General features: G+C 70.5%; 16 protein-coding genes. 12 read left to right on the top strand and 4 right to left on the bottom strand.

Annotation, left to right across the window (positions count from 1 at the left end):
* Positions 1–146: 146 nt before the first annotated feature.
* Entirely contained in the window at positions 147–599 is a 453-nt protein-coding gene (locus OHS81_RS12580) for a MarR family winged helix-turn-helix transcriptional regulator (RefSeq protein WP_328391105.1), read from the bottom strand.
* A gap of 153 nt (positions 600–752) precedes the next feature.
* On the opposite strand from OHS81_RS12580, the gene OHS81_RS12575 reads away from it, so the two are divergent.
* Complete coding sequence (locus tag OHS81_RS12575; protein ID WP_328384867.1) at positions 753–1,145, top strand: nuclear transport factor 2 family protein; 393 nt, start codon at positions 753–755, stop codon at positions 1,143–1,145.
* A 424-nt stretch (positions 1,146–1,569) separates the two neighbouring features.
* Positions 1,570–3,015 carry a glyceraldehyde-3-phosphate dehydrogenase gene (locus tag OHS81_RS12570; RefSeq protein WP_328384866.1) on the top strand — a complete coding sequence of 482 codons (1,446 nt, stop codon included), beginning with the start codon at positions 1,570–1,572 and terminating at the stop codon, positions 3,013–3,015.
* A gap of 132 nt (positions 3,016–3,147) precedes the next feature.
* On the opposite strand, the gene OHS81_RS12565 is transcribed toward OHS81_RS12570, so the two are convergent.
* Together OHS81_RS12565 and OHS81_RS12560 are read right to left on the bottom strand one after the other, a co-directional pair.
* Complete coding sequence (locus OHS81_RS12565; protein WP_328384865.1) at positions 3,148–4,782, bottom strand: N-acyl-D-amino-acid deacylase family protein; 1,635 nt, start codon at positions 4,780–4,782, stop codon at positions 3,148–3,150.
* 297 nt (positions 4,783–5,079) lie between these two features.
* Positions 5,080–6,369, bottom strand: coding sequence for an amino acid deaminase (locus tag OHS81_RS12560; RefSeq protein ID WP_328384864.1), 1,290 nt, complete (start codon positions 6,367–6,369; stop codon positions 5,080–5,082).
* A 401-nt stretch (positions 6,370–6,770) separates the two neighbouring features.
* Here OHS81_RS12560 and OHS81_RS12555 point away from each other — a divergent pair, with 401 nt between their 5' ends.
* The 6 genes from OHS81_RS12555 to OHS81_RS12530 all read left to right on the top strand — a co-directional run bounded on the left by OHS81_RS12555 (position 6,771) and on the right by OHS81_RS12530 (position 12,841).
* Complete coding sequence (locus OHS81_RS12555; RefSeq protein WP_443058845.1) at positions 6,771–7,910, top strand: sugar kinase; 1,140 nt, start codon at positions 6,771–6,773, stop codon at positions 7,908–7,910.
* A gap of 76 nt (positions 7,911–7,986) precedes the next feature.
* Positions 7,987–8,739: an IclR family transcriptional regulator gene (locus OHS81_RS12550; RefSeq protein WP_328384863.1), complete on the top strand. Its 753-nt coding sequence runs from the start codon at positions 7,987–7,989 to the stop codon at positions 8,737–8,739.
* Positions 8,740–8,858: 119 nt separating this feature from the next.
* Positions 8,859–9,269 (top strand): RidA family protein, encoded by a 411-nt coding sequence (locus OHS81_RS12545; protein ID WP_129294426.1) that lies wholly within the window; start codon positions 8,859–8,861, stop codon positions 9,267–9,269.
* A 179-nt stretch (positions 9,270–9,448) separates the two neighbouring features.
* Positions 9,449–10,924, top strand: coding sequence for a GntP family permease (locus OHS81_RS12540; protein ID WP_328384862.1), 1,476 nt, complete (start codon positions 9,449–9,451; stop codon positions 10,922–10,924).
* Between the two features lie 866 nt (positions 10,925–11,790).
* Positions 11,791–12,639, top strand: a complete 849-nt coding sequence (locus tag OHS81_RS12535; RefSeq protein WP_328384861.1) for a helix-turn-helix domain-containing protein — start codon at positions 11,791–11,793, stop codon at positions 12,637–12,639.
* A 10-nt stretch (positions 12,640–12,649) separates the two neighbouring features.
* Entirely contained in the window at positions 12,650–12,841 is a 192-nt protein-coding gene (locus OHS81_RS12530) for a hypothetical protein (RefSeq protein WP_328384860.1), read from the top strand.
* 82 nt (positions 12,842–12,923) lie between these two features.
* Here the strand turns inward: OHS81_RS12530 and OHS81_RS12525 are convergent, their stop codons facing one another.
* The gene (locus OHS81_RS12525; protein ID WP_328384859.1) at positions 12,924–14,279 is read right to left on the bottom strand and encodes a M14 family metallopeptidase; all 1,356 of its coding nucleotides are present in this window, start codon (positions 14,277–14,279) and stop codon (positions 12,924–12,926) included.
* A gap of 246 nt (positions 14,280–14,525) precedes the next feature.
* Between OHS81_RS12525 and OHS81_RS12520 the strand changes: the two genes are divergently transcribed.
* From OHS81_RS12520 to OHS81_RS12505, 4 genes are all read left to right on the top strand, one after another.
* Positions 14,526–15,461 carry a S1 family peptidase gene (locus tag OHS81_RS12520; RefSeq protein WP_328384858.1) on the top strand — a complete coding sequence of 312 codons (936 nt, stop codon included), beginning with the start codon at positions 14,526–14,528 and terminating at the stop codon, positions 15,459–15,461.
* Positions 15,462–15,744: 283 nt separating this feature from the next.
* Positions 15,745–17,415, top strand: a complete 1,671-nt coding sequence (locus OHS81_RS12515; RefSeq protein WP_328384857.1) for a hypothetical protein — start codon at positions 15,745–15,747, stop codon at positions 17,413–17,415.
* 239 nt (positions 17,416–17,654) lie between these two features.
* On the top strand, positions 17,655–18,377 hold the full coding sequence (cpaB, locus tag OHS81_RS12510; protein ID WP_328384856.1) for a Flp pilus assembly protein CpaB: 723 nt from the start codon (positions 17,655–17,657) through the stop codon (positions 18,375–18,377).
* 13 nt (positions 18,378–18,390) lie between these two features.
* Positions 18,391–19,854, top strand: coding sequence for an AAA family ATPase (locus OHS81_RS12505; RefSeq protein WP_328384855.1), 1,464 nt, complete (start codon positions 18,391–18,393; stop codon positions 19,852–19,854).

Genomic DNA, 19,854 nt, shown 5'->3' with positions numbered 1-19,854 from the left:
ATGGTGTGGGGTGCGTCACGCAAAGTGACGGTTTGTGCCGGTCGGTCGGCCGGTTGGCTGGTTGGTCGGGCGGTCGGGCGGTCGGTCGGGCGGTCGGTCGGTCGGGCGGGGTCGGCGCGGCGGCCGGTCCCGGCGCCCGCCCTCCGTCAGGCGAACGGGCCTTCGGCTGTGAAGCGGCGCAGGTGGTGGGCGAAGGTCTCGGCCTCGCCGGGCGGCCATGAGGACAGGCTCGTCATGATGTGGGCGGCCAGGCGCCGGCGCAGCTCTGCCACTGCGGAGTGGCCCTGCTCGGTGAGGACGAGCAGATGTGCGCGCCGGTCGGTGGGGTCTGCCTCGCGGCGGATGAGGCCGGCGGCCTCCAGGCGGGAGGCGCGACGGGTGACGCCGGAGCGGTCGACTCCGGCGTCGGGCGCCAGGTCGGCGGCGCTGCGGGGGCCGGTCCGGGCCAGCGCGCTGAGTACCGGGTAGGTCAATTCGTCCACGGCCTCGCCCATGCCCTCGGTGAGCTGCTTGTGCAGTTGCGCGCGAGTGGTGCGCCGAAGCAGGAGGCCCAGCGCATCGGCGATCTCATGCCCTACCTCGTTCTCCGTGTTCTCCACGTTCTCCACGTTCTCCACGTTCTTCCTGATCTTCCTGTTCTCCGTGCTCTCCACGCCGTCAGAATAGCGTGCGCTGCGCACGCACTTGCTGCTACAGTGCAGGAGATGCGTGCGCCACGCACGCATATTCTCTTTCCTTCGAAAGGAACTCCCATGACCCGTACCGGCATCGAGGCCGCCATGAACGACCTGCTCTTCAACGGCGAGATCACCCTGCAGGAGGCCGCCGACCGCCACTTCGCCCCGGAGTACCGCCAGCGCACGGACGGACAGTGGGCCGACCGCGCCGAGTTCCTTGAGCACATCACCCACGTGCGCACCCTCGTCGCCGGCGGCCATGTCGAGGTGCACGAAGAGCTGTACAGCGGCAGCAAGTACGCCGACCGGCACACCGCCCACATCACGAAGAAGGACGGCTCGACCGTGCGCATGGAGGTCTATGTGTTCGCCGACCTCACGCCCGACGGCCGGTTCAGCCGCATCGAGGAGACCACCCTGATGCTCCAGGGCTCCGACGCCGATCGCGGCATCGGCAGTGCCCGCTAGAGCCTGTCTTCAAAGTCCCGCCTGCCTCGCGGTGTCTGGCACGCGCTCCCCCACGCCTGAACGGCGCGGGGGGACCCCCATCCGCGTTGTCGGGATCTCCCCGGTGCACCCAGTACCGGGAAGACCCTCCGCCTTGCGATCGCGCTCGGCATCCACGGACTTCATAACGAGCCGAGACGGAGCGAGCGGAGCGAGTGAAGTGCACCAGACACCGCGAGGCCCGCCCTGCGGGCGAACGACGGGACTTTGAAGACAGGCTCTAGCCCCCGGCCCGCGAACCTTGGTCCGCCCCCTGTCGTGCCTGGTGAGGGCGGGTGCGGCGGCGAGGGCGGACCGCGGCATCCCGCTCAGGCGGCACCGTTTGTATGAGGAAAAGAGCGGGGCGGTAGCATATGAGCGCCGCCTAGCTCGAAAGATTAAGCCTGTGACTGTCAATGACGACTCGTTCACCAACTGGAAAAACCGCGAGGAGATCGCGGAGTCGATGATCCCGATCATCGGGAAGCTGCACCGCGAGCAGGACGTGACGGTCCTGCTGCACAGCCGCTCCTTGGTGAACAAGTCGGTGGTCAGCATCCTCAAGACCCACCGGTTCGCCCGGCAGATCGCCGGTGTGGAACTCTCGGTCACCGAGACGCTGCCGTTCCTGCAGGCTCTCACCTCGCTCGACCTCGGCCCGTCCCAGATCGACATCGCCCTGCTCGCCGAGGCGTACCGCACCGACGACCGCGGTCTGTCGGTGGAGGAGTTCACCGCCGAGGCCGTCGCCGGCGCCACCGGCACCGACAAGATCGAGCGCCGCGAGCCGCGCGATGTCGTCCTCTACGGCTTCGGCCGCATCGGCCGCCTCGTCGCCCGTCTGCTGATCGAGAAGACCGGTTCCGGCAACGGCCTGCGGCTGCGCGCCATCGTCGTCCGCCAGGGCGGCGAGCAGGACATCGTCAAGCGTGCCTCGCTGCTGCGCCGCGACTCCATCCACGGGCAGTTCCAGGGCACGATCACCGTCGACGAGGCGAACAGCACGATCATCGCCAACGGCAACGAGATCAAGGTGATCTACGCCAACGACCCCTCGGAGGTCGACTACACGGCGTACGGCATCAAGAGCGCCATCCTCATCGACAACACCGGCAAGTGGCGCGACCGCGAGGGCCTGTCGAAGCACCTGCGCCCCGGCATCGACAAGGTCGTCCTGACCGCGCCGGGCAAGGGCGACGTCCCCAACATCGTGCACGGCGTCAACCACGACACGATCAAGCCGGACGAGCAGATCCTGTCCTGTGCGTCCTGCACCACCAACGCGATCGTCCCGCCGCTGAAGGCGATGGCGGACGAGTACGGCGTACTGCGCGGCCACGTGGAGACCGTCCACTCGTTCACCAACGACCAGAACCTGCTGGACAATTACCACAAGGCCGACCGTCGCGGCCGCTCGGCGCCGCTCAACATGGTGATCACCGAGACCGGTGCCGCTTCGGCCGTCGCCAAGGCGCTGCCCGAGCTCACGGCTCCGATCACCGGCAGCTCGATCCGGGTCCCGGTGCCGGACGTCTCGATCGCGATCCTCAGCCTGCGGCTCGGCCGTGAGACCAGCCGCGAGGAGGTCCTTGACTACCTCCGTGACGTGTCGCTGACCTCGTCGCTCAAGCGCCAGATCGACTTCACCACGGCGCCCGACGCGGTGTCGAGCGACTTCATGGGCTCGCGCCACGCCTCGATCGTCGACGCCGGCGCCACCAAGGTCGACGGCGACAACGCGATCCTCTACCTCTGGTACGACAACGAGTTCGGCTACTCCTGCCAGGTCATCCGCGTCGTCCAGCACGTCTCCGGGGTGGAGTACCCGACCTACCCGGCCCCGGCGGTCTGATCCGGGGGGCTGCCCGGTTCGCCGGCCGCTGTCCGCTGTCCACTGGCCCTTCCACCGCTCGCAGGCGGCGGGAGGGCCAGTCGGTATTCATGAACTGCCACGGCATGGCGGTGTTTTGGTCCGAGTCCTCACCTATCCCCGGCCCGCCGCCGTGCGCCGTACGGTCCGTCCCGCCAGGACATCCGTCCGCCGGCCGTCCTCGATCACGAACCGGCCGTCGATGAGCACATGCGGGATGCCGGTGGGCAGGGTGCGCGGGGCGTCGAAGGTGGAGCCGGCGGCGACCGTTTCGGGGTCGAAGAGGACGAGGTCGGCGCGGTAGCCCTCGCGGACGAGGCCGCGATCGGGGAGCCGCAGGCGGGCGGCCGGGCGGCCGGTCAGGTGGGCGACGCACTCCTCCAGGGGCAGCACACCCAGCTCACGGACGTACCGGCCGAGGTACTGGGGGAAGGTCCCGTAGGCGCGCGGATGCGGTTTGAGGCCCTGGAGGATGCCGTCGCTGCCGCCGGTGTGCACCCGGTGGCGCATGATCTGGCGGACGTTCTCCTCGTGGCCGATGTGCTGCAGGATCGTCGAGCCCAGGCGGTCGTCGGTCAGCAGACGCCGGGCGGTCACCCACGGCTCCTCGCCGCGCTCCGCCGCGCTGCGGGCGACGGTCTTGCCGACGTAGCCGGACAGCGCCGGGTCCGCGACCCCGGAGATCTCGATGGTGTCCCAGTCGATGGGCACCCCGTGGCAGCCGTCCGCCCCGTCCACCTCCATGACCCGGCGGATCCGCTCGGCCGTCGGCTCGTCGCGGAGGCGGGCGAGGATCGCCTCGGGACCGCCCTCGCTCGCCCAGCTCGGCAGCATCGCGACCAGGGTCGTACAGCCGGGGGTGTAGGGGTACGTGTCGAGGGTGATGTCCGCGCCCGCGTCCAGCGCCCTGTCCAGGAGCGCGAGCAGCTCGGGCGCGCGGCCCTCGTTGACGCCGAAGTTCATGGTGGCGTGCGCCAGATGCAGCGCGCAGCCGGCCTCGCGGGTGAGCGCCACCATCTCCTCGTACGCCTGGAGGGCGCCCGCCCCGTAGGAGCGGTGGTGCGGGCAGTAGTAGCCGTCGTAGCGGCCCACCACCCGGCACAGTTCGGTGAGTTCCGCGTCGGAGGCGTACATGCCGGGGGTGTAGGTCAGACCGGAGGACAGCCCCACCGCGCCCTGCTCCAGGCCCTCGGCGACCAGCTGCTTCATCCGCGTCAGCTCGTCGGCGGTGGCAGGCCGGTCGTCCCAGCCGAGGGCGAGCATCCGGACGGTGCCCTGCGGGATGAGGTAGGCGGCGTTGACGGCGATGCCGCGGCCGTCGAAGCCGTGGTCGAGGCGGTCGAGGTAGCCGCCGACCGTGCGCCAGGTGAAGTCGACGGAGGTGTCCCCGGCGCCCCCGCCGTTCCAGCCGGTGATCTGGGTGCGGACTTCGGCGAGGGTCCGGTCGTCGACCGGCGCGTACGACAGGCCGTCCTGGCCGATGACTTCGAGGGTGACGCCCTGAGCGGCCTTCGCCTCGTGCGCCGGGTCACGCAGCAGCGCGAGGTCGCTGTGCGCATGCATGTCGATGAAGCCGGGGGAGAGGGCGAGGCCGTGGCCGTCCACCACGCGGGCGGCGCCCGGGCGCGGGCCGCCGTCCGACTCGCGGTGGATTGCGGCGATCCGGCCGCCGGCGAGGGCGACATCGGCGGGGTAGGACGGGCCGCCGGACCCGTCGAGGACGCGGACGTCGCGGAGCACGGTGTCCATGGGGGATCGCCTTTCTCGCTGCCTGGGCGTGGTCTCGGCGCTTGAGGTGTGTCCCGGCGCCTGCGGTGTGCCTCGGTGCCTGAGGCGTGGCTCGGTGCCGGGACGGGGGGCCGGCGGCGCGCGCCGCGGGGGATCGGCGCGCACCGCCGGGGTCGGGGAGAGGACAGATGATCGCCGGGCCCCAGGCCTTCCAGGGGCTTAGGGAAGCCCCTAAGGGCTCCTGAGGGCCCCTTAATCCCCTAAGGGCTCCTAAGCCCCTAATGGCCCCTAATGGCGCCTAAGGGCTCCCAATGGCTCCTAGAAGAAGGTGCGGATGCAGTCGGTGACCGTGCCGTCCTGCTCGACCAGCGGGATCAGTTGCCACTTGTCGAAGGACGTACAGGGGTGGGACAGGCCCAGCCCGACCCAGTCGCCGACCTCCAGGTCGCCGGCCCGCTCGGTGCGGACCCAGGCGTGCTGGTCGGACAGGCCGGTGACGGTGAGGCCGTCCGCCGGCCGCAGGGTGCCGTCCCGGCCGGACCGTACGACCTGGGCCTGCGGCAGATGCAGGTCGTACGCCGCATCGCGCTTGCCCGCGTTGAGGAACGCCTGCTCGGGCGTGGGGCGGGAGACGACCTGCGCCCAGAGGCGGAAGGCGGGCTGCAGGGCGCCCTCCTCCGGGATGCGGTTGAAGGGGGTGACCTTGCGGTAGTGACCGTCGTCGTGCGAGACGTACGCGCCCGAGCGCAGCAGCTTGAGAGGCGGGGCGGTCAGTTCGGGGATCTCGGCGAAGACCTCGGCCACCGCATCGAACCAGGCGCTGCCGCCCGCGCTGATGACGATCTGGTCGAGGTCGGCGAACCGGCCCGCCCGGTCGAACTCCGCGGCCAGGGCGACCAGTCGGCGCAGCCAGGCGGTCACCCGCTCGGGGGTGGCGCCGGGCACCTCGCCCTCGTAGCCGGCGACGCCGACCAGGCGGAGGGTGTCCACGCCCGCGATGGCGTCGGCGAGTTCGAGGCATTCGGTCTCGGTCCGCACGCCGGTACGCGCGCCCTCGCCGGCGCCGAGCTCGACGACGACGTCCACGGGGCGGGTGGCGCCGGCCTCGCGCAGCGCGGTGTCCATCAGCTCGATGCCGCGCAGCGAGTCGACGTAGCACACGAAGCGGAAGCCGGGGTCGGCGGTGAGCTCACCGGCGAGCCAGCGCAGCGCGGCCGCGTCCACGAGCTCATTGGCCAGGAAGATCCGCTGGATGCCGTAGTGGCGGTACACGCGGACCTGGTGGGGGACGGCGGCGGTGATGCCCCAGGCGCCGTGTTCCAGCTGGCGGGCGAAGAGTTGCGGTGCCATGCAGGTCTTGCCGTGCGGGGCGAAGGCCAGGCCGTGCCGGACGGCGTAGGTCTCCATCAGGGCCAGGTTGTGGGTGACCGACTCGGCGGAGAGGGTGAGGACAGGGGTGGTGAACCCGTCGCGGAAGAGGTTGCGGCGCTCGGCGGCCAGCTCGCCGACGGTGCGGCCCTCGGCGTCCGGGGGCAGCGCCTTGAAGCGGTGATCGACCCGCTCGTCCGCGAGTTCCTTGAGTCCCTGCGCGAGCCGTTCACCGGCCATGGGGCCTCCCCAAAAGTCCTCGTTGCACTGTCTGCAACAGTCATTGCGCATATCGCTGACCGCTGTCTAACATCCGAGCCACCGCCCGGTCAACGGTGGGAAACGCGGCGGGAGGCGGTGGGAAACGGCGGGAAACGGCCGGCACACCGCGCGACATGGGCCCGCACGCATCCCGTGCGGCGCGGAGTCCGCACGCCGTGCGGCACAGGGCCAAAACCCCGTGCGGAATACGCCCGGATCCCGGTGCGGCACCCGGTTCGGGCAGGCACCACAGAGAAGGAGCGAAACCGATCGTGACCAGGCCCTCGAACGCCGGCGACATCGCCGTTCCGGGCGGCACCCCTGTTCCTGGCGGCAGCACCTCCGTCCCGGATGCCGACGTCGTCTGTCTCGGCGAGTCCATGGTCACCTTCCTGCCGCGGCTGCCCGGCCGGCTCGCCGACGTACCCTCCTTCGACCGCGCCATCGGCGGTGCCGAATCCAACGTCGCCTGCACCCTCGCCCGCACCGGCCACACCGCACGCTGGATCTCCCGGGTCGGCACCGACGGCTTCGGCGACCACCTGCTTGCCGCCATCGCCGACTGCGGCGTCGATGTCACCCACGTCCGGCGCGACCCGCAGCGCCCCACCGGCATCTATTTCCGCACCGCGGGCGACCGCGCAACCGGCACCCACGAGGTCGCCTACTACCGTGCCGGTTCCGCCGCCTCGGCCATGACGGCCGCGCACCTGGACCGGGACGCGGTCCACTCCGGCCGGATCCTGCACCTGTCCGGCATCACGGCGGCGCTGTCCGAGGGCTGCCTCGGCCTGATGCGTGAGCTGACCGCCCGCCGTCCGGGGCGGCCGCTGCTCTCGTTCGACGTCAACTACCGGCCGGGGCTGTGGCGTGAGCCGTCACAGGCGCAGGCGCTGCTCGAACTGGCGCGGGGCGCCGACCTGGTCTTCGTCGGCGACGACGAGGCCCGGGACGCATGGGGGCTGCATGGGGCACGGGCGATCAGCGAGGCGCTGCCGGAACCGGACCTCCTGGTCGTCAAGCAGGGCAAGCGCGGGGCCACCGTCTTCCAGCGCACCACCGAGACGGGCGGGCGGCGCGGCGACGCCACCGGCACTGCGACGGGCGCGCGCCGCGGCGACGCCACCGGTATCGCGACCAGCGGGCGCCGCGACGACGCCACAGCCACCGCCACCTTCGTCCCCTCCCTGAACGTCGACCTCGTGGCGGCCACCGGTGCCGGAGACGCCTTCGCCGCCGGATTCCTCTCCGCCACCCTCCGCGCTCTTCCCGTCCGCACCCGCATCCGTCACGGCCACCTGTGGGCCGCCGCCGCCCTCACCGTCCCCGGCGATCTCGCGACCCCACCCGGCCGCGCGCACGCCGACCGCCTGGCGGACCTCGACGACGCGGCCTGGGGGAGACTGCACCTCGGTCCCGGCTGGACCGAAGCCGACGCATCCGGCCGCAGGGCCGACGCATCCGGCCGCAGGGCCGACGCATCCGGCCACAGGGCCGACGAGGAGGTACGGACACCGTGAACGAGAGACGCGAGACAGCCATCGACGAGGGGCACACCCCCGGCGACGGCGGGGACGGGCGAAGCGAGGCAGGCACATGAGCCAGACCGTCGACCGAGCGCTGAGCATCCTGCCGCTGCTCGCCGAAGGACCCGCCGACCTGGGACAGGTCGCCGACCGGCTCGGTGTCCACAAGTCCACGGCCCTCCGGCTCCTGCGCACCCTCCACGAACACGGCCTCGTCTACCGCCAGTCCGACCAGCGCTACCGCCTCGGCGCCCGGCTCTTCGCCCTCGCCCAGCAGGCCGCCGAAAACCTCGACGTACGCGAGATCGCCCACCCCCACCTCGTCGAACTCAACGAGAAATGCGGGCACACCGTCCACCTCGCGGTCCATGAGGAGAACGAGGTCCTTTACATCGACAAGGTGGAGAGCCGCTATCCGGTCCGGATGTACTCCCGGATCGGCAAACCCGTCGCGATCACCGTCGCCGCGGTCGCCAAGCTGCTCCTCGCCGACCTGCCCGAACCCGAGCGCCGCGCCCTCGCGGAAAAGCTCGACTACCCCCTCTACACGTCCCGTTCGACCCCGAACGCCACGGCCTTCCTGACCGAACTGGCCAAGGTCGGCGAACAGGGCTGGGCCACCGACCTCGGTGGCCACGAGGAGTCCATCAACTGCGTCGCGGCGCCCATCCGCGGTGCGGACGGACGCCTGGTTGCCGCCATGTCGGTCTCCGCGCCGAACGTCGTCGTCACCGCCGAAGAACTCCTCACACTGCTCCCGCTGGTACGCCGCACCGCCGACACCATCAGCCGGGAGTACTCCGGAACCGCCATTCCCCAGTAGCCACGGGCCCAGTAACCACCGGCCCCGTAACCAGCGGCCCGGTAATCGTTGGTCCCGTAACCACCGGCCCCGTAACCACGCCCCGCAATCACCGCCCCCGTACAGGAAGCCTGAATGCCATGACCGAGAAGACCGCGCTCACCCCGGCCACCCACACCACTCCGCCCGCGAAGTTCTCCCACGGCGTCAAGAAGGGCAACATCCTCCAGGTCGCGGGCCAGGTCGGTTTCCTCCCCGCCGTCGAGGGCCAGGCCCCCACCCCGGCCGGCCCCACCCTGCGCGAGCAGACCCTGCAGACCCTCGCCAACGTCCAGGCCATCCTCGAAGAGGGCGGCGCGAGCTGGGACGACGCGATGATGATCCGCGTCTACCTCACCGACGTCGACCACTTCGCCGAGATGAACGAGATCTACAACGCCTACTTCGAGGAGCAGGGCCTCAAGGAGGCCCCCGCGGCCCGTACGACCGTCTACGTCGGACTGCCCAAGGGGCTGCTCATCGAGATCGACGCCCTCGCGGTCCTGAGCTGAGGCACCGAACCCCTTGCTCCGCCTGCCGTTAGCACCACCGCACGCGCACCGTTCGCCGCACGGCACGGTGCCCCGTACCGACGGGGCGCCGTGCCGCGGTCCCCCCTGCCTGGAGATGCCTTCCAGGGGACACCCCGGACTGCCCGGGAACCGCCCCTGCCTGACAACGGAGTCACCCCATGTTCCTCGCCGCCACGCCCGCCACCCCGCCACCACCACCCCACACCGGTGGACTGATCGCCCTGATACCGGGCACCGCGGGGCTTCTGACGGTCGCCGCCCTGGGCATCGCCCTGCTCCTCGTCCTGATCATCAAGGTCCGACTGCAGCCGTTCGTCGCGCTGCTCACGGTCTCCATCGCGGTGGGCCTGGCCGCCGGGCTCTCCGTCACCGAACTCTTCGGCACGGTCCAGAAATCCGACGCCGTCTCGATGATCGAGACCGGCATGGGCGGGATCCTCGGACATGTCGCCATCATCATCGGCCTGGGCACCATGCTCGGCGCGATCCTCGAAGTCTCCGGCGGCGCCGAGGTGTTGAGCTCCCGGCTGCTCCGCCTCTTCGGCGAGAAGCGCGAACCGCTCGCCATGGGACTCACCGGCCTGATCTTCGGTATCCCGGTCTTCTTCGACGTCGGCATCTTCGTCCTCGCCCCGATCGTCTACGCGGCGGCGAAGCGGAGTGGCAAGTCGATCCTCCTCTACTGCATGCCGCTCCTCGCGGGCCTGTCCATGACCCACGCCTTCCTGCCGCCGCACCCCGGCCCGGTCGCCGCCGCCGGCCTCTTCAAGGTCGACCTCGGCTGGATCATCCTCATGGGCGTCCTCTGCGGCATCCCGGCGGTGCTCGCCGCCTGGGGCTACGCGGCCTGGATCGGCAAGCGGCTCTTCGTCCCCGTCCCGCAGGACATGGTCGAGGCGGCGGACGAGGCCAAGGCCGCGGTCACCGCGGAGAAGGCGGCGGCCGGCGTCAGGACCGATGAGGCACCGGTCCCTCTGGCCACCGTCCTGACCATCATCGGCACCCCGCTGCTCCTCATCCTCCTGGCGACCTTCTCCTCCATCGCCCTGACCCCCTCGTCCGGCCGCTCGGTGATCGAGTTCTTCGGCCACCCCTTCGTCGCCCTGACGATCGCCCTGCTGATGTCGTACTACCTGCTGGGCATCCGCCGCGGCTGGTCCCGCAAGTCCCTGGAGACGGTCTCCACCGCCTCGCTCAAGCCGGTCGGCAACATCATCCTGGTCGTCGGCGCGGGTGGCATCTTCGGCGCCGTCCTCAAGGGCAGCGGTGTGGCCACCGCCCTCTCCGACACCTTCCACCACGTCGGCCTCCCCGTCATCGTCCTCGCCTACCTCCTCTCCCTCGTCCTCCGCGTCGCCCAGGGCTCCGCCACGGTCGCCATCGTCACCACGGCCGGCATCGTGGTCCCCCTCGTCGAGGGCCAGGGCATGTCCCAGGCCCATCTGGCGCTGATCATCATGGCGATCTCGGCGGGGTCGATCTTCGCCTCGCATGTGAACGACGGGGGTTTCTGGATGGTCAGCAAGTACTTCGGGATCACGGAGCGGGACACGCTCAAGTCCTGGACCGTGCTGGAGTCCGTGCTCTCGGTCGCCGGGTTCGCGGTGGCGGCGTTGGTGAGCGTGGTCGTGTAGGGGCCGGTTGCGGCATCCCGTCCCCCTTTACGGCGCAGGGGGTGCCAGATACGTACACCAGATACGTACAGGGGGCGCCCGGTATCGGGCATCCGGCGCCCCCTGTTACGTCACGCCGCGTGCCCGTATGCCCGCGCCCTTCGCGCGGCAGCACGGCCCACAACCGCGTTCCGTCGCCGGGCTCAGACGACTCCCCGAACCCCCACTCACCGTCACAAGCGTGCATCACGCAGGCCAGCAGCAGAAGCAGAGACCGCCGCCTGCCGTCACAGGCCGCCGCGAGACGGCGGTGGGTATGGCGCGGGTGCCTGTCGTAGAGGCAGACGCGCAGCGCGTCATCGCGATAGCGCAGCGACAGATAGACACTGTCGGACGGCTTGAAAAGGCACGCAGAGATGGCGAGTTCGCTGATCACCTGGGTCGCGGCGGCGGTCACGTCCTGCAGGCCATGCGCTTCCAGGATCGTACGGGCGGCGGACCGCGCGACGGCCGGACTGGCGAGCGCAGCGGGAAGCGTGAGGCTGTAGGCCAGGTTCTCGGGCACGCGGGGTGTGCGGATGTCGAGGGGGTGCGGGCAGACGGACATGGCTGTGGGCATAACAACTCCCTTGTGAACACGGGTGGTTGATGTGCGGCAGCCGGTGGCCTGTCTCCCTGGCGCGGGCCCGCCCCTCCCAGGGCAGGAGGAAAAGCGGGCAGGCTCGCGCGATGCGCTTCCGACTGCGTGGAGCGTGAGCGTTGCGTTACTGACTGTAGAGCAGTCGGGGTTAAATTTGCCACCGCGTCAGGAGATTTCTGACCTTTAGTGGTGCCACTCGTCCGTCAGGCGGCAGACTTCTCAACATCTCGAAGTCGGAAGGAACTTCATGGCGCAGAGGACAACGCCGACCGAACGCCAGCAGAGACTGGGCGTCGAACTCCGCAAACTGCGGACGGCAGCAGGCATGTCCGCCGAGTCTGCCGCCGGGCTGCTGGGTATCGACCGGAGCAGGCTCTCCAACATGGAGGCAGGTCTGCGCCCCATCAGCCCGGAGCGGCTCCGCACTCTGGCCTGCAACTGCGACTGTCGCGATGAGGCATACATCGATGCCCTGGTGGCCATGGCTCAGCCAAACCGGGGTTGGTGGGAGAAGTACCGGGGCAGCCTCCCCGTCGGGCTGCTGGACATCGCCGAGTTCGAGTGGCACGCCGTACGCATGCGTACGGCGCACACGGTGCACATTCCGGGCTTGCTGCAGACCAGCGACCACGCCCGCACGATCTTTCGCGTCGGCGTTCCCTCTATGCCGGAGCACGAGATTGCGCTGCGGGTTGCCCACCGGATGGAACGCCAGCAGGTGCTGGACGGTGATGACCCGTGCGGATACGTCGGCATCATCCATGAGGCCGCCCTGCGGATGCAGTTCGGGGGCCGGGCGATCGCCCTGGCCCAGTTGAAGCACCTCCTCGCCATGTCCGAGCGCGACAACGTGACCTTGCGCGTCATTCCATTCGAAGCCGGCGAGTTTCCGGGTGCCGGGCAGACCGTGATCTATGCGGAAGGTGTGGTGCCGCAACTGGATGCCGTGCAGGTAGACAGCACGCATGGGCCGGAGTTCGTCCACCTGGAGGCGCAATTGAACCGGTACCGGTCCCAGGTGGACGGTATGGAACGGGTTAGCCTCTCCCCCGAACGTTCGCGCGACTTCATCCAGGTCGTCGCGCGTCAAATCTGAGGGGCACTCCATGGCCGACATCCGCTGGGAAGAGCCGTTCTGCGCCGAGGGCTCGGCGTGCTTCCGTTTCGGCACTGACGAAGACGGCAACGCCTACATCGCCGTAGCAGGCGCCGAGGACGTCTACGTGACCGACACTCACGAAGCCCTGCGCACGCTCATTCATGAGATCAAGGCCGGCAAGGCCGATCACCTGCTCTAGGTGTGCGCATCCGCACCCGTCTGAGGCGCGGCGGGCCGCGTCGCAGTGGACGCGGCCCGCCTCTCGTCCCGGCAGCGGTGCGTCAACTGCCGCTGCTGCAGTACTGCGCCTCCTTGCCGATCGCACGGTAAGGACAGTCGGCGATCTCCAGCAGTCGGAGGACCGCCTCGCGGTTGCGGGAGGTTTCCTTCGGGATGACGGTGTCGCGGGGGTAGAAGCCGCCGGAGCCGAAGGACGACGGATACATCTCAAAGGTGTAGGCGAACACCTTCTGGTCGCCCCACAGCCAGTCGTCGATCGCGCCGTCGGTGATGTACAGGTCGCTGGACTGCTCGGGGGTGTAGCCGTTGGTGGCGGCCATGTCCTTGCCGATGGTGGCGAAGGCGTCGTGGTCGTCCTGGGTCATGCCGGGGCCGGTGTCGTCGTCGGTGAAGCCGAAGGGCCACAGGACCAGTTCGCTGTAGGTGTGGAAGTCGATGGCGGCCTTGATCTGCTGCTTGCCGTCGATGATCCGGCTGTGGACGAATTTCGAGATGACCTGGACCTCGGGGGTGGAAGCGGGGGACTTGCCGCGGTAGGTCTCGGAGGAGGGGCTGGAGGAAGAGCCGCCGCAGCAGCCCCACTTGAAGTCCCAGTTGCGGTTGAGGTCGGTGCCGACGCTGCCGGCCCCGCCGTTGGGCTGGCGGTTCTTGCGCCAGCTGCGGAACGAGCCGGAGGCGATGTCGTAGGCGCCGCCGTCCGGGTTGAGGTCCGGGATGATCCAGATTTCGCGGGAGTCGAGCATTTTGGTGATGCGGGGGTCGGTCCCGTACTTCGAGGTGAACTCGTTCAGGAGGTACAGGGCCATCTCGACGGTGAGGTGTTCCCTGGCGTGCTGGTGGGCGGTGAAGAGGACTTCGGGCTCCGCCTCGTCCTTGGCGACGTTCTTGCTGAGCTTGAGGGCGAGGAGGGCGCGGCCCTCGTGGGAGGTGCCGATGACCTGCTTGCTCAGGATGGCCGGGTACTTGGCGACGAGGGCGTCGATCTCCTTCGTGGCCTCGTCGTAGGTGTGGTACTTCGTGTAGCCGGCGGGGAAGTCCTTGACCCGGGTGCCGGCAGGGGGCACGGGCTTGGTGGCCGGGGGATCCGGCAATCTGCGGATTGAGTAGCCGAGTTGGCGGGCGGCGGCGGCCTGGGCGCGGTCCGCCGTGATGACGACCTTCCCGGCGTGGACCTCGTCGATGGTGGCGCCGGTCGCCGTGAGGGCGGTGCGCTGGGCGGGGGTGGCGAGGCCCGTCACCTCGTACTGATGGGGGAGTTCGGTGCTCGCCACGGATGCGGCGGCGGGCCGGGCCGAGGGGGCGTCCTGTGCCTGGGCGGCGGCGACCGGGGCGGCGAGGGCGAGGGAGAGGAGTGCGGTGAGGACGGTTCTGCGTCCGCCGCGGATACGTGGTCGCATGCGGTCTCCTGTGGGGTGTGAGCGAAGCGACGGCGTCAGTTTTGGCGCGTTGGCATGAGCGGGTCAAGGCGTCGCACGGCCAGATGTGGGGCCGTCGGCGGACGGGGCGTTTCGAGGGGAAAACGGCAACTGCCCATCGGTTTCGGGAAATTCATTGCCTCATGCCGCGGTGGCGCCAACAATGCGCACGACAAAGCCGAACGCGCCTGAGGGCGCTTCGGTGACATAAGCGGAGAGGACCCCCACATGAACAGACCTCTCGTCGGCACCCTGGCCACGGCCGTGCTGGGAGCCGCAGCCCTGGCGGGCACCGTCGGAACGGCCCACGCGGCGCCGCAGTACGGAGCGCAGCACGTCAAGCAGCAGAACGCAGATCAGCAGCACGTCAAGCAGCAGAGCCTCACGCAGCAGCTCTCCCAGCGGCACAAGACCAAGGCGGTGGACTTCGCCGGCACGGTCGCGCTGAGCAACTGCTCCGGATCGGTCGTCCGGATGCCCACCTCGCAGCCGAACGACCCGGCCCTGGTGATGTCCAACGGCCACTGTCTGGAAAGCGGTATGCCCGGTCCCGGCGAGGTCATCGTCGACCAGCCGTCCAGCCGCAGCTTCACCCTGCTCAACAAGTCGGCCGGCCGGGCGGGCACGATCAGGGCCACCAAGATCGCCTACGCCACGATGACCGACACCGATGTCACGATCTACCAGACCTCGTCGACGTACGCGCAGATCGAGCAGAAGTACGGGATCAAGCCACTGGAGCTGGCCACCGACCACCCGGCCAAGGGTGCGGCGATCAGTGTCGTTTCCGGCTACTGGAAGAAGATCTACTCCTGCAACATCGACGGGTTCGTGCCCACTCTCAAGGAGGGTGACTGGACCTGGAAGGATTCGGTCCGCTACACCCCGCAGTGCAAGACGATCGGCGGCACGTCCGGGTCGCCGGTGATCGACACCGCCACCGGCAAGGTCGCGGCCATCAACAACACGGGCAATGAGGACGGCGAGAAGTGCACCGTCAACAACCCGTGCGAGGTTGACGAGAACGGCAAGGTCACGGTGCACCAGGGCATCAACTACGCCGAGGAGACGTACGGGATACCGAAGTGCTTCGGCGCCGGCAACAAGCTGGACCTGAGCGCGGCCGGGTGTGCGCTGCCCAAGCCGGCGGCCATCCGTAGGTGACGTGACGCGAAGTGCGACGCCAGAGGCCGGGTCCCGTGCACGGGGTGCGCGGGACCCGGCTTTGTATGGGGGGAGGGGGAGGAGGCAGGCGTTCCGCTGAGGGCCGCTGGACCGGTATCCGCCATTTCACTCCGGGGTGATGGTCAAGACGAGTAGCCCAGAACGTGTTCTCTGGGGCGTATCTCTGTGGATAAAGTGCTGAGCGTATGGCGCCTCTGGCGCAGAGCTGTGCCGATCCGCGGTCCCGGGGCCCCCGGCGGCCGTTAAGGAGTGGGGGAGCGACGTGCCGACCGCGATTGCAGTCACCAGCCCGGACCTCGCGCTGCCCCCGACCGACCGGCAGACCCCGGCCGCCGTCGTCCTCCAGGCCCCTCATCTCCAGCCGTTGGACGACGCCCTGACGGAAACCAGCGCCGTCCTGGAGCACCACGGCCACCTCATCGTGCTGTACTCCTCGGCCTGCCCGCCCGAGCACATCCGCCGGATGCACACCCTGCGCGCCGTCCTGGAGAGCGACCGGATCGCCATCGTGCCGCTGCCCCTGCCGCCGCTGGGTGTGGCGCTACTGGCCCGTCAGCTGCGGCAGTTGTCGCTGTGCGACTTCAGCCCCGGCGTGCTGGCCGGCGCCGCGCGGCTGCTGACCCATTACCTTCACACCGGCGCCCTGCTGGGCAGCGTCAGCGGCCTGGACCGCATCGAGGTCGATCTGCGGTCCCATGTGAAGTCCTGGCTGCCCGGTGCGCACTTCGCGGTGCTGGCCCATCCCGAGCCGCAGCTGCTTCACGTGGACCGGCACAGTACCGAGGCCGGGCTGCCCGCGCCCGGATTCGCCACCGAGCTCACGGTGGCCCGCGGCCAGCTCACCTCCGAGTGGGTGACCGGGACGCTCGCCCCGGCCTGGCGGGTGCAGGGGGTGTACGAGGCCCGGCTGCCCGCCGAGTCCGCCCGGTGGTGGGGAACCCAGAAGCTGATCGAATTCGCGGCGGCCATACCGGATGTGTCGGTCCTGCGTCAGCTGGTGGCCTCCGTACGGCGCGAGGAGTGCGGCTGGTGCGGCCTGGAACTCCTCGGCGATCACTGTGCGTTCTGCGCGGCACCGCTGGCACGGGGACGGGCGGCGGGGGGTGGCGGCTCGGGCCAGGGGCCGGCGGCCATAGGCGGTCCCGAACACCGGCCGGGAGAGGGCGCGGCGGCCACTGCGCAGGCTCTGGGGGTGGCTTCCTCGGAGGCTTCGGGTTCGGCTGCGGATTCCGCCTCGGCTGCGGCTGCGGCTGCGGCTCCTGCGTCTGCTCCCGCTCCCCCTCCCGGGTCTGCTCCCGGTCCCTCGTCGGCTTCGACTGCTGGGGCCTCTGCGGCTCCGTCGGACGCTTCGGCTGCTCCGGCCCCGGGTCCTGCTCCTGCCTCCGGGGGACCGGGGGAGTCTGCCGCTCCCTCGGAGCCGGCGGCCGGTCGGCCTCTCTCGCCGTGGGACGAGCGCGGCCTCTCGCCGGTGACACCTCCCGGTGTGGCCGGTGTGGCCGGTGTGCTCGGTGTGCCGGGCGCGGTGGGTGTACGAAGTGGTGGCCGGCCCGGAGACCAGGGGCAGGGGCAGGGGCAGTGGGACGTCCGCGGGCCGGATCTCACGGCGGGCTGCCCTGACGGGTCAGGGAACCCGTACGCGTCAGGGAACCCGTACGGGTCGGGGCGTCCGGTGCCGGGCAACCCCTACGCGTCCGACGGCGCCCGTGCCCCCGGCCCTCGTGCCCCCGGCCACTGGGACCTGCCCGGTCACCCTGATTTCACCGGCCACTCCGAGCAGCACCACCCGCAGCACCCGGGCCACTCACAGCCCGGCCAGCCGCTGCATCCCGGCCACGCACAGCATCCCGGCCACCCGGAGGGTCCCGGATACCCGGACCCGTCCGGCCGGCCGGAGACCCCCGGTACCCCACGGACGGTGGCCCGAGTGCGCTGAGCCAGCCGGGCCGCCCGTGCCCTACCGCCTCCGGCCGCACGGCCGCCCGCGCCCTACTGTCTGCTGCCGACCCGTCAGCCCCTCCGCCGCCTCCCGTCAGCCCCTGCGGCCGACGGACCCCGTCAGCCGCCGCCGGCCGCCCCCGTCCGGCGACGACCGCCCGCCACCTGCCCGCCCCCCTCGTCCGTCCGTCCCCTCCCCGCCCGTCCCCTCCCCGTCCCGATCGAGGTCCCTCCCCCATGAACTCACGCCAGCGCCGCGGAGTGATCCTGCTGCTCCTGTCGGTTCTCTGTGCGGTCGGCGCGTTCGTCGGCGTACTGTCGGTGATCCAGAACGTCGAGTCCAAGGTCGGTCCCGAAAAGACGGCGTACCGGCTGAAGACGGATGTCGCGGCCTATAAAGCGCTGGATCCTGGGCAGTTCGAGAAGGTGAAGATGCCCGAGCGGTGGCTGCCGCCCACCGCCGTGACCGATCTGGACCAGGTCAGCGGCCGGATCGCGGTGACGCCGCTGAAGAAGGGGTCGCTGCTGCAGGACGACATGATCGTCGAGCGGCCCGCGCTGAAGGCCGGACAGCAGGAGATCGCCATCATGATCGACGCGGCCACCGGGGTGGCGGGCAAGATCAACCCCGGTGCCCGGGTGAACATCTACGCCACCTTCGAGGGCAAGCGCCCCGAGGACAAGCCGGTCTCCAAGGTCATCGTCTCCGGCGCCCAGGTGATCGACGTCGGCAAGCTGACGCCGCTGGAGGCCAAGGACCCCGGCGACACCACCACAACCACAGGGCGGCAGGCCGGTGACGCCGTCCCGATCACCTTCGCGCTGAACACCCAGGACGCCCAACGGGTCGCGTACGCCGAGTCCTTCGCCTCGCACGTACGGCTCGCCCTGCTCGCCCCCGGCAGCGAGGCCACCGTCCCGCCGGGCCAGCGCACCTACACCCTCGACGGCGACAAGTGACCCGGAGGCTCAGGTGACCATCCGTATCCTCCCGGCAATCGGCGACCCGGACGCAGCGCGTGCGGTGTCCTCGCTGCTCAACCAGCTGCCGGACGCCGAGCCCGCACCCGCCGTCGCCGACTCCGCCGCGCTGCTCCACGCGCTGGCCGGCGCCGCCGCCCAGGGGGCCGGCGGGTCTCTCGCCGGTGCCCCGTCCGAGGCCGGTCCGCCGTCCGGAGTCGAAGCGCTTCCCGAGGTCGTGCTCGTCCATGAGCGGATCGGCCCGACGCCGGCGCTGGAGCTGATCCGCGAGGTGGCGCTGCGCTTCCCCGCCGTCGGCGTCGTACTGATCACCACGGATGCCGGGCCCGCGCTGTTCTCCGCGGCGATGGACGCCGGTGCCCGCGGCATCGTCGGACTGCCGCTCGGCTATGACGAGTTGGCCGCCCGGGTGCAGGCCGCCGCCCAGTGGTCGGCGGGGGTACGGGTGCACCTGGGGGGCAGCCCCGAGGCGGCACCCGGGCCGGCCGGCACCCTGGTGACCGTGACCGGGGCCAAGGGCGGGGTCGGCACCACCGTCACCGCCGTGCAGCTGGCGCTGGCCGCACGGGCCGCGGGCCGGAGCGTCGCGCTGGTGGACCTGGATCTGCAGTCCGGCGATGTGGCCTCCTATCTGGACGTCCAGTTCCGCCGCTCGATCGTCGATCTGGCAGGCATCGCGGACATCTCCGTACGGGTGCTCCAGGACGCGGTGCACGACCACCACACCGGCCTGGGGCTGCTGCTGGCGCCCGAGGAGGGGGAGCGCGGCGAAGAGGTCGACGACCGGGCGGCCCGCCAGATCATCGGCGCGCTGCGCTCCCGCTACGAAGTGGTGCTGGTCGACTGCGGCTCCCAGATGCAGTCCGCCAACGCGGCGGCCGTCGAACTCGCCGATGTGGCCCTGCTGGTGACCACCCCGGACGTGGTGGCCGTACGGGCCGCCAAGCGGCAGGTGCGGCTGTGGGACCGGCTGCAGATCCGGCAGGCGGAGGACACCACGACCGTGGTCAACCGCCTCACCCGTAACACCGAGATCCAGCCGCCGCTGGTCGCCAAGGCCACCGGCACCCAGGTCGCCAGGACCCATGTGCCGGCCGCCTTCAAGGAGCTTCAGCCCTGTGTCGACGCGGGCCGGATGCAGGACCTCGACGGGCGGTCGACGGTCCGGCAGGCGCTGTGGGCGCTGGCGGGCGAGCTCGGCCTGGTCGAGTCACCGGCCGTGCGGCGGGAGGGCCGGGGCAGCCACCGGGCGCGCCCGACGCTGACGGGGCGCCGGCGCAAGGCCATAACGCCGGGGGCGGCTCCCGGTTCCGGGACAGGTCAGGGTCCGGCACCGGGGCCGGCCTCCGGGTCGGGGTCGGGGTCCGGTATCCGCTTCGGCGCGCGGCGGGGCTCCGCGGCGGCGGCCGGCGGCTCGGGACCGTTCGATCCGGCCGGTCCCTACGAGGAGGGCTGA

Source organism: Streptomyces sp. NBC_00400 (genome assembly GCF_036048035.1).
Taxonomy (GTDB): domain Bacteria; phylum Actinomycetota; class Actinomycetes; order Streptomycetales; family Streptomycetaceae; genus Streptomyces.
Note: the sequence above shows the minus strand (reverse complement) of the source record. Positions and strands in the feature narration are given on the sequence as shown.